Source organism: uncultured Mucilaginibacter sp. (genome assembly GCF_903913935.1).
Classification (GTDB): domain Bacteria; phylum Bacteroidota; class Bacteroidia; order Sphingobacteriales; family Sphingobacteriaceae; genus Mucilaginibacter.
The window spans coordinates 1-8,924 of record NZ_CAIWNH010000520.1; the positions used below are offsets into that span (position 1 = coordinate 1).

General features: G+C 41.4%; 8 protein-coding genes and 1 riboswitch. Of the genes, 4 read left to right on the forward strand and 4 right to left on the reverse strand.

Going from position 1 to position 8,924, the window contains the following annotated elements:
• Positions 1 to 243 (reverse strand): hypothetical protein (locus QZY09_RS20960; RefSeq protein ID WP_295675715.1); only part of this gene is annotated, 243 nt, incomplete at its 3' end.
• A 93-nt stretch (positions 244 to 336) separates the two neighbouring features.
• Positions 337 to 537: riboswitch (cobalamin riboswitch) on the reverse strand.
• Positions 538 to 693: 156 nt separating this feature from the next.
• On the opposite strand from QZY09_RS20960, the gene QZY09_RS20965 reads away from it, so the two are divergent.
• Both QZY09_RS20965 and QZY09_RS20970 read left to right on the forward strand, forming a co-directional pair.
• Positions 694 to 1,908, forward strand: coding sequence for a serine hydrolase (locus QZY09_RS20965; protein WP_295675717.1), 1,215 nt, complete (start codon positions 694 to 696; stop codon positions 1,906 to 1,908).
• A 184-nt stretch (positions 1,909 to 2,092) separates the two neighbouring features.
• Complete coding sequence (locus QZY09_RS20970) at positions 2,093 to 2,809, forward strand: SRPBCC family protein (RefSeq protein ID WP_295675719.1); 717 nt, start codon at positions 2,093 to 2,095, stop codon at positions 2,807 to 2,809.
• 93 nt (positions 2,810 to 2,902) lie between these two features.
• On the opposite strand, the gene xerD is transcribed toward QZY09_RS20970, so the two are convergent.
• Complete coding sequence (gene xerD / locus QZY09_RS20975; RefSeq protein WP_295675721.1) at positions 2,903 to 3,802, reverse strand: site-specific tyrosine recombinase XerD; 900 nt, start codon at positions 3,800 to 3,802, stop codon at positions 2,903 to 2,905.
• A 37-nt stretch (positions 3,803 to 3,839) separates the two neighbouring features.
• On the opposite strand from xerD, the gene aroQ reads away from it, so the two are divergent.
• Both aroQ and QZY09_RS20985 read left to right on the forward strand, forming a co-directional pair.
• On the forward strand, positions 3,840 to 4,262 hold the full coding sequence (aroQ, locus tag QZY09_RS20980; protein ID WP_295675723.1) for a type II 3-dehydroquinate dehydratase: 423 nt from the start codon (positions 3,840 to 3,842) through the stop codon (positions 4,260 to 4,262).
• Positions 4,263 to 4,313: 51 nt separating this feature from the next.
• The gene (locus QZY09_RS20985; RefSeq protein ID WP_295675724.1) at positions 4,314 to 6,857 is read left to right on the forward strand and encodes a mechanosensitive ion channel domain-containing protein; all 2,544 of its coding nucleotides are present in this window, start codon (positions 4,314 to 4,316) and stop codon (positions 6,855 to 6,857) included.
• Here the strand turns inward: QZY09_RS20985 and QZY09_RS20990 are convergent.
• Together QZY09_RS20990 and QZY09_RS20995 are read right to left on the reverse strand one after the other, a co-directional pair.
• Positions 6,826 to 7,884, reverse strand: a complete 1,059-nt coding sequence (locus tag QZY09_RS20990) for a glycosyltransferase family 2 protein (RefSeq protein ID WP_295675726.1) — start codon at positions 7,882 to 7,884, stop codon at positions 6,826 to 6,828. The two genes, QZY09_RS20985 and QZY09_RS20990, sit on opposite strands and share 32 nt — an antisense overlap.
• Before the next feature lie 177 nt (positions 7,885 to 8,061).
• The coding region (locus QZY09_RS20995; RefSeq protein WP_295675728.1) for a lysophospholipid acyltransferase family protein at positions 8,062 to 8,924 on the reverse strand (863 nt) is incomplete at its 5' end.

An 8,924-nucleotide genomic window follows, 5' to 3' on the forward strand; every position in this document is an offset into this window, starting at 1 on the left:
AGTGATGCCCGAAACGGTGTTCAATAATTCAGGCAGCGTTTTGCCTTGTGAGCGGCTGATCTCTGCGGCCGTGATCACGGATACCACCCGGCCAATTTCTGATAATTTTTTTGGTGAACGGGTGGCGGTCACCACTACATCGTTAAGGGTCCGGGTTGTGTCCTGGGCCCGTGTTGCTGTACTCAGCAACACCAGTTGTACAAGCCCCAGGCCTGCAGCAACAATTGCGTAATTTTTTTTCATTTTGTTGTGAGTTTTAACCCACAGCATACAGAAATGAAAAGAATGGAAACGACAGATGAGTTTCACATTCAAGCTTCAATCCCCGAAAGCTATGAATAATAGTTATGCTGAGGCAGGTCTTCTGACTTACTCCCCTTTTGCCCGGCCTTCCCGTCCGATGTTAAGCGTACAGTGGCATTGATTGGGCATTGGTTACGGAGCTTACAGCTGCGGGACAGTTACGGATTTACACCGTATTCCCTTTTAATCATTCGTTAAATAGTTATCGAATGAACCAAAGCGATGCAAAAGTAGGATAAGATTTTTATTTAACAACATACTTTGTACTTTAGTTGGCGGGAAGTCCGAAAGTCCGGAAAGTCAGTAAAGTCCGGAAGATGGCTGCATCAACTGTTAAGTTCATCCAATTTCACCTAAATGACGCGGTATTTATATTTTATTTTCTTACTTATGAAAGCTTTGTCGGTTTCGGCACAAACCACAGATACTGTTTTCCTGAAAAATTTATTGGAGTCACACCCAGACCTGTTCAGTCATATCCTTAACCATCCTACACATAACGAAGTACAAATCTTGTATACCCAAATCGACCGGGACGAAAACAATATTCCTCATTTTACCTCCTATAGTTACAGGCTGAACGCCAATCATTATTTCTACCCGGCAAGTACGGTAAAGTTGCCAACGGCCATTTTCGCCCTGGAAAAATTGAATAAACTAAACATACCTGGTTTATCTATCAAATCAGTAATGAAAACCGATAGTTCTTTTGCCGGAGAAACAAAAATGTTAAAAGATTCCCTTGCTAAAAACGGCCTTCCGGGTATTGAACAATACATCAAAGAGATCTTACTGGTGAGTGATAATTTTGCCTACAACCGGCTTTATGAATTTGTTGGCCGGGGCGAGATCAATGATAAACTGAAAAAGTATAACCTCAATAATACCCGCATCATTAGCCGTCTCGCCATTGGCGACGCCGGTGAAGGTACCAAACATACCAACGCCATCGACTTTTATAATGGTAAAAAGCTTGTCTATCACCAACCAGCCCAATATGATGCACGCGAATACCCCATGCACCTTGACAATATGACCGTTGGGAATGGGTATATAGATAAGAACGATAAACTGGTGATGAAGCCTTTTGATTTCAGCGATAAAAACGTTTACTCCATTGCCGACCAGCAATCGGTATTGAAGCGATTGCTTTTCCCCGAAGTTTACCCGGAAAACGACCGTTTTAATTTAACCCCTGATCAATACAAATTCATTTATCATTACATGAGCATGTTCCCTACCGAGAGCAAACATCCAACTTATACTCAGCCAGAGTATTTCCCCGCTTATTGTAAATGGCTGTTTTATGGTGGCGACAGTACCGCGGTCATAGAACCACATATCCGCATCTTTGACAAGATCGGCGACTCCTATGGCTTTGATATCGATAATGCCTATATCGTTGATTTTAAAAACAAAGTGGAGTTTATCATAACTGCAGTGGTGCAATCCAACGATAATGAGATCTATAATGACAACAAATACGAATACAAAACCGTTTGCCTCCCCTTTATGAAAAACCTGGGCCGCCTGATCTTTCAATATGAGCTAACCCGCCCTAAAAAGTATTTGCCCGATCTGAGTAAGTTTAAGTTCAGGTATTGAGGGGAGTTGATTGGTTGATTAAGTTGGATTGAGTTGATTAAGTTGTATTGAGTTGATTAAGTTGTTTGATATTCTGTGTAATCAATGCTCCAATCGGTGAAATCACAATCAGTGAAATCATAATAATCAAAACTAATCGGCGATCAGGATTGTTATGCTGGTATACCTAATTTAACTAAATACTATGTCAACAACAACAATAGTACGGATGAACGGTTATAATACCGCCTCCGAAGAAAAAATAAACTTAAATTGGCCAGAGCGCTATATTTCAATTGCCGCAGGCGTAAAGCTGGGTTTTTCAGGGTTACGGAACTTGTTCAAAAGCCCTTTTGCAAGTCTTTTAAAATTGGGTGCAGGCGGATACCTGATGAACCGGGGTATCACCGGCCATTGTGAATTATATTCGCAAATGGGCAAAGACACTACAGAACCGGTTAATATCAATATTAAATATTCCTTCACAGTAGCTAAGCCAAGGTCAGTAGTTTACAACTTCTGGCGCAAACTGGATAACCTGCCCTTGTTTATGAACCATCTTGAAAGTGTAGATGTTTTAGATAACGAACATTCACATTGGGTGCTCAAACTGCCAACAGGCGTTGCAAACGTTAGCTGGGATGCCGAAATTGTGATGGATGTTCCCGGTGAATTTATTGGCTGGAGTTCACTACCCGGTTCAATAATTGATAATGCGGGTAAGGTGAGGTTCCGTGATACCCAGGACGGGGGCACATTGATCGATCTGCTTATTACCTACCAGCCACCAGCAGGTGGCCTCGGTGCAAGTGTGGCGCATATATTAAACCCTGTATTTAAAAAAATGGTAGATACCGATGTGCAAAACTTCCGCCAGTATATGGGTATGGCCGATTTGGAAGAAGTTGTAATTATTGTCTGAACGGCGATGAAACGGATTTTAGGATTTCCGCGATTATGAAATCCTGAAATTCTTCTTTTTTAAAATCCGAAATCGAAATTCCGAAATCCGAAATTAACTTCTCGGATGATACTGAATGATCGTCCCTTTTAAATACTCCCTGTCCAGGTGCGTATAAATTTCGGTGGTGGTGATGCTTTCATGACCCAGCATTTCCTGTACGGCGCGCAGGTCGGCACCTCCTTCCACCAAATGGGTAGCAAATGAGTGCCTGAAAGTGTGCGGACTGATGGTTTTATGGATACCGGTAAGTTGAGCCAATTGTTTGATCGCCATAAATATATAAACCCTGCTCAACCGCGATCCTCTCCGGTTTAAAAATACCAGGTCCTCCTCCCCCTTTTTAATCGGGATGTGTACGCGGATGTTCTCTATCCATATTTTTAAAGCTTTTACAGCCGAACCTCCAATGGGTACCAATCGCTCTTTACTCCCTTTGCCGGTTACTTTTATAAATTCAATATCAAGGTACAGGTTTGATAATTTTAGTTCCGTTAATTCCGACACCCGCAGTCCGCATCCATATAATACCTCAAGGATGGCTTTATTGCGCCCGCCTTCTGGTTTTGAAACATCAATGGCGTCGATCATTTTATTGATATCTTCATAGCTCAAAGTATCGGGCAGTTTTCGTTGGATTTTGGGCGATTCGAGCAACTCAGAAGGGTCACTTTTGATCAGGTCCTCCATCAACAGGTATTTATAAAAAGATTTTATGCCTGATAATATCCTTGCCTGCGAGGAGGGGATCATGCCCAATTCATTTACCCAAACAATAAAATGCCGTAAATTTATTAGGGTAATTGTTTCAGGATAAAGTTTAACTGGTTGACTGTCAGAAAACTGGTAAAGCTTTTCAATGTCCCGGCTGTAGGCCTCAATAGAATTATTGGAAAGCGATCTTTCTAATTTCAAATATGCCTGGAAGCCTTTTATTGTTGATCGCCAATCCAATTGAGTTTATTTAATGTTTTTATTTAAGTTTGAACTGATGAAGATACAAATTATAAATGGCCCTAATTTAAACCTGCTCGGCGTCCGTGAAAAATCTATTTACGGCGACAGTAATTTTGAAACCTACCTGGAAGAGTTGCGCAAACGCTACCCGGAAATTTCAATCAGCTACTATCAAAGTAATGTTGAGGGCGAAATTATCAATAAAATCCATGAAGTTGGGTTTAGTTTTGACGGTATTGTTTTAAATGCCGGAGCTTATACGCATACTTCGATTGCTATTGCCGATGCCATTGCAGCCATAAAAACACCCGTTGTTGAAGTGCATATATCCAATGTATACAAACGGGAAGAGTTCAGGCATCACTCCATGCTGGCGGCCAGCTGCCTGGGTGTAATTGCAGGTTTTGGCATGGACTCATACCGTTTAGCAATAGAAAGCGTTTTAACAGGAAAATAACTTGTTTTCCGTGGCACCGGTTTGGTGACTTTTTTAATCTTACAAAATTAAATGTTCAGAATAACTAAAATAACCAGCCTGATTATCCTTTCAATTGCGCTTTTTTCGTCAATTGAAGGCTATTCACAAACTAAAGATAAAGATAAAAAAGCTGTTGTCTCAAAAAGAGAAGCTGCGAGGCGTGGGCTGCATAAACGCGATTCGTTAATGCGGTCGCTTAACAAGTCCGATACCTCTATAAATAGCCTTCTGCAGCGTATTGAGCAGTATAAAACCTCGTTTAATCAGGTTAAAAATACCCTGGCAGAAGGTTTGGACACTGCCGACGTGAGCGAGCGATTGCCCCAGGCAACCAAAAGGCTTGATAAAATAGCCAAGGTTACCAATACGCACAAATCAAGCACATTACGGTACCTTTTTGTATTAAGAGATAATTTAGACCGCATACAAGATAACCTCGAAGGATGGCAGTCGGATCTCGACGATATCAACGCAAAACTGGTACAAAACCAGAAAGACCTGCTCAAATTCAGTAAAGATACATCGTTAAGATCGGCCCCTTATGACAGTGTGGTTCGGAGAACTTTTTTCACACAGCTTAAAACCCTAAGACTATTGTGGCATAAAATTGATTCCGTTAACCGTGCTGCCTTGTTAAAAATTAACTTACTCGAGGATAAAGCTTCTGTTGCCTATACCCAGGCCCTTGATGAGGATGACCAAATCGACGCTAAAATAAGCGGATTCGCCACAAAAGCGCTTTCAGGGGAAACAAACGTTATCTGGGTTCAGGATCCAAGGTATAATGATCTCGATTCAGCATTAAAAAGTACTGTAAAGCTAAACAATTTACTGCTTGGTTATTTTGTAAAGAACCAGACAGCAACAAACCTGCTTGGGCTTTTGTTTCTGATCCTGGTATTTACCCTGATCTTTTACACCCGCGCCAAAGCGTCGAAAAACCACGATGACACGGAAAAGCTTTTTAGCGAGGCTAATTATATTTATAAAAAGCCGATCATATCAGCGTTGCTGCTTGTAACTGTAATTGCACCCTATTTTTACAGCCACCCGCCCACCGTTTTATTGGAAGCATTTTTTCTGCTTTCAATGATATTTGGGCTGATACTGATCAGGAAAGATATTCCCAAAGCCAGTTTTAACTTCCTTAAGGTGCTGTTTTTGCTTGCATTAGGATACAGCGTCAGCAATTTGTTTATCGAAATTTCAAATGCCGACAGGTATTTGATTTTGGGCCTAAGCATTGTTTCTATTATAGCAGCGTATACTTTATATAAAAAATACAAAAAATCACCCGATGAACACCTCCCCAATACAGGCCTGGCCCTGCAAATTTTTATAACACTGGAAGTTCTATCATTGATTTTGAATATATCCGGCAGGTTTAGCCTGGCCAAAATAGCGGGCGTAACCGCTGTTTTTAATTTATGGCTCGTCGTAACCCTGTTTCTTGTTATCCGGATAATAATACAAGGCTTGTACCTGCAATTTCAAATCAAACGAAGCCCCAACAACATCATCAATTGGATAGACTATACTCTGGTGCAAAAGAAATTCAAAAATACTTTGATTTTGCTGGGGTCGTTATTGTGGCTGTTTTTTCTGCTTCAGAATTTAAATATTGACGACTGGGCTTGGGATAACTTGCATGATATTTTCAATCAAAAACAAGCTGTCGGTGATTCTTCCTTTACACTTGGGGGCTTTATTGTTTTCATTTTGGTGATCTGGCTTTCATCAATAGTTTCAAAAGTGATCAGTTACCTTTTTGATATTTCGGCCCAGCGGGTTACAGATCTTTCTGTATTGAAAAGGAAAAACCGTACGTCGGCGCTTATTATCCGCATCGGTGTGTTTTCGGTTGGTTTTTTGCTGGCGGTGGCAGCGTCAGGTTTCCCTATTGATAAACTCACTATTATTATCAGCGCATTTGGCGTAGGCATTGGTTTTGGTTTGCAGAATATTGTTAACAATCTTGTGTCTGGCCTGATCATGGCGTTTGAGAAACCGATCAATATTGGCGATGTCATCCAGGTTGACGGGCATATGGGTACGATGCGTGAAATCGGTATCCGGGCCAGTAAGGTAGTTACCGGCGATGGTTCGGAGGTAATTATCCCTAACGGCGACTTCATTTCGCACCAGGTGATCAATTGGACATTAAGCAACAGTAACCGGCAGATTGATTTGAGGATAATAACCGCTTATGGTGTGGATATAGCGAAAGTAAAAGACATGTTAAAAAGCCTGCTTATTAACCACGACGATATCATGACCGCACCTGCGCCGGCTGTCTTAGTAAATAATGTAAGCGAAAGCGCCATTGAATTTAAGGTGCTTTTTTGGGTGGCCGATATCAATAAGACAGGAGAAATAAAAAGCAAGATACTGGCTGAAATATACGGGGCCATTGATACCGAAGGCATCCCGCTTCCTTCTACTCAAAAAGATATCAAATTGTTTTTTCCTGACGGGGCGCCGGTCGACAATCAGTTTTTAATTACAGGAAGTGAGGGAAAGAAATCAGGAAGTAAAAAAGGTTTTAAAGAAAATCTGCCGGATCCAGATCAGTAAAATGTCTTTTCTTTTTTACAAAGAATGCCCACACCAGGCTGCCATTATAAATGCCTTTTACCGGGTACCGTTTGGCCAGTAGTTTTCTATTTGCTTTTTGCAGGGCAGATACTTTGCGGTGTTCTCCTTTTAACAGGCGCCAAACAAAATTTTGATGAGCACGGCTTACTGCCCATGCATCTTTGCGTTTACCTTCGCTCAAAAAGCGAAGCAGGGCCAGAAAGTCCATCCAGATCCTGGCGATAATGATAAAAACAGCGCGCCAGAAAGGAAGGTTATTTTGCAGGAGCAGTAAATTGTTTCTGAAATTCAAAAAAGTTTTAAATGGATTTTCGACATTTAGGGTTCCGCCCCCTAAATGAAACACTTCCGATTCGGCGCAATACATCACCTTATACCCCATATTTTTTAAGCGCCAGCAGAGGTCAATCTCCTCCATGTGCGCAAAAAAGCGGTCGTCAAAGCCGCCTGCTTCATCCCAGCAATGCTTTTTGATAAATAAGGCTGCACCCGTCGCCCAAAAAACCTCGTGCGACTGCTGGTATTGCCTTTTGTCTTCTTCAATCTCGTAAAACATCCTTCCCTGGCAGAAAGGATAGCCGTATTTATCAATATATCCCCCCGCTGCCCCGGCGTGTTCGAAATGATCTTTTTGATTGAAGGCCAATATCTTAGGCGCCGCCGCTGCTATTTTCGGGTCGCTTTCCATCAAAGTAATAACCGGGCTTATCCAATCTGGTATAACTTCCACATCAGAATTCAACAGGATGTAATAATCAGCATCAACTTTCTCCAGTACCTTATTATAGCCGCCGGTAAAACCGTAATTCTGATCGTTTTGTATGATCCCGACTGTTGGGTATTCTTTTCGGATAAACTCAACCGATCCATCTGTAGAGCCATTGTCACCTACAATGATCTCCAGGTTCGGATAAACAGAACTTAATACCGATGGAAGAAACTGGCTCAGATGTTTGATGCCGTTCCAGTTTAAAATAACGATGGCAACTTTAGGTGTTTGGTTCATTGGTTCACTGGTTTATTAGTTCATTGGTATTTGACGGTGAACCTGTATAGTTGCTATTATTTATAAAAGTTGGAAGCATTAATTATTTATTGGGCGAATATATTAATTATCAAACACGAAATTTAAATCATTTATAAAGGATACACTAATGAACCAGTGAACCAATGAACTAATGAACTAATGAACGTCCTCCGGTTTAATCTTCCATCTCCGGTGCGACCATAGCCAGTATTCGGGTTTTTCCCTGATTAATGATTCCAGGTATTTCACATGTATTTCGGTGATCTCGTATGGTTTGGTGTTTTTTGGTTCTTCAACCAAAGGAACAAATGTATAAGTATAGAAACCTCTTTTTACCAGTTCAATTTTATAAAAAATAACCACACAATTCATCACTTTGGTTAACTTCTCAACTCCGAGGAATACAGCAGTTGGCTGGTTCAGGAAGGTGGTGAAATATTTGGCATCCTCGCGGGTCGGCGTTTGGTCTGAGGCTAAGACCGTAAAAGTGAGTTCGTTTTTGTATTCGATCAACTTCCGCAACGTTTGCCTCATCGGTACCAATGTTGCCCCAAATCGCGAGCGGGTGCGATTAAAAAACTCCGTAAACACCTCATTTGATTGCGGCTTGTAGATCACCATGCGGCGATTATTGGTTAAAAAGCCAAAGTCTAAACAGGCCATTTCCCAGTTGCAATAATGCCCCGCAGCTGCCAGTATACTTTTGCCCTGGCTAAAATAATGTTCCATTAACTGGGGGTTGGTACAAACCATGCGCCGCTTAACTTCTTTTGCCGACATGCTTACCGATTTGATGGTTTCAATCATCAGGTCGGCCATGTATTTGAAGTATTTTTTTTCTATCAGTTTGCGCTCAGCTTCTGTTTTTTCGGGGAATGAGTTTCGCAGGTTTTCCTGTACCACCTTGCGCCGGTAGTGCACGATATAGTAAAGAATAAAGAATAAAATATCAGCTACGCCGTATAAAAACCAGAAAGGCAACAGCGATATAGCGTACAAAAAGTATGTACCCAAACGTG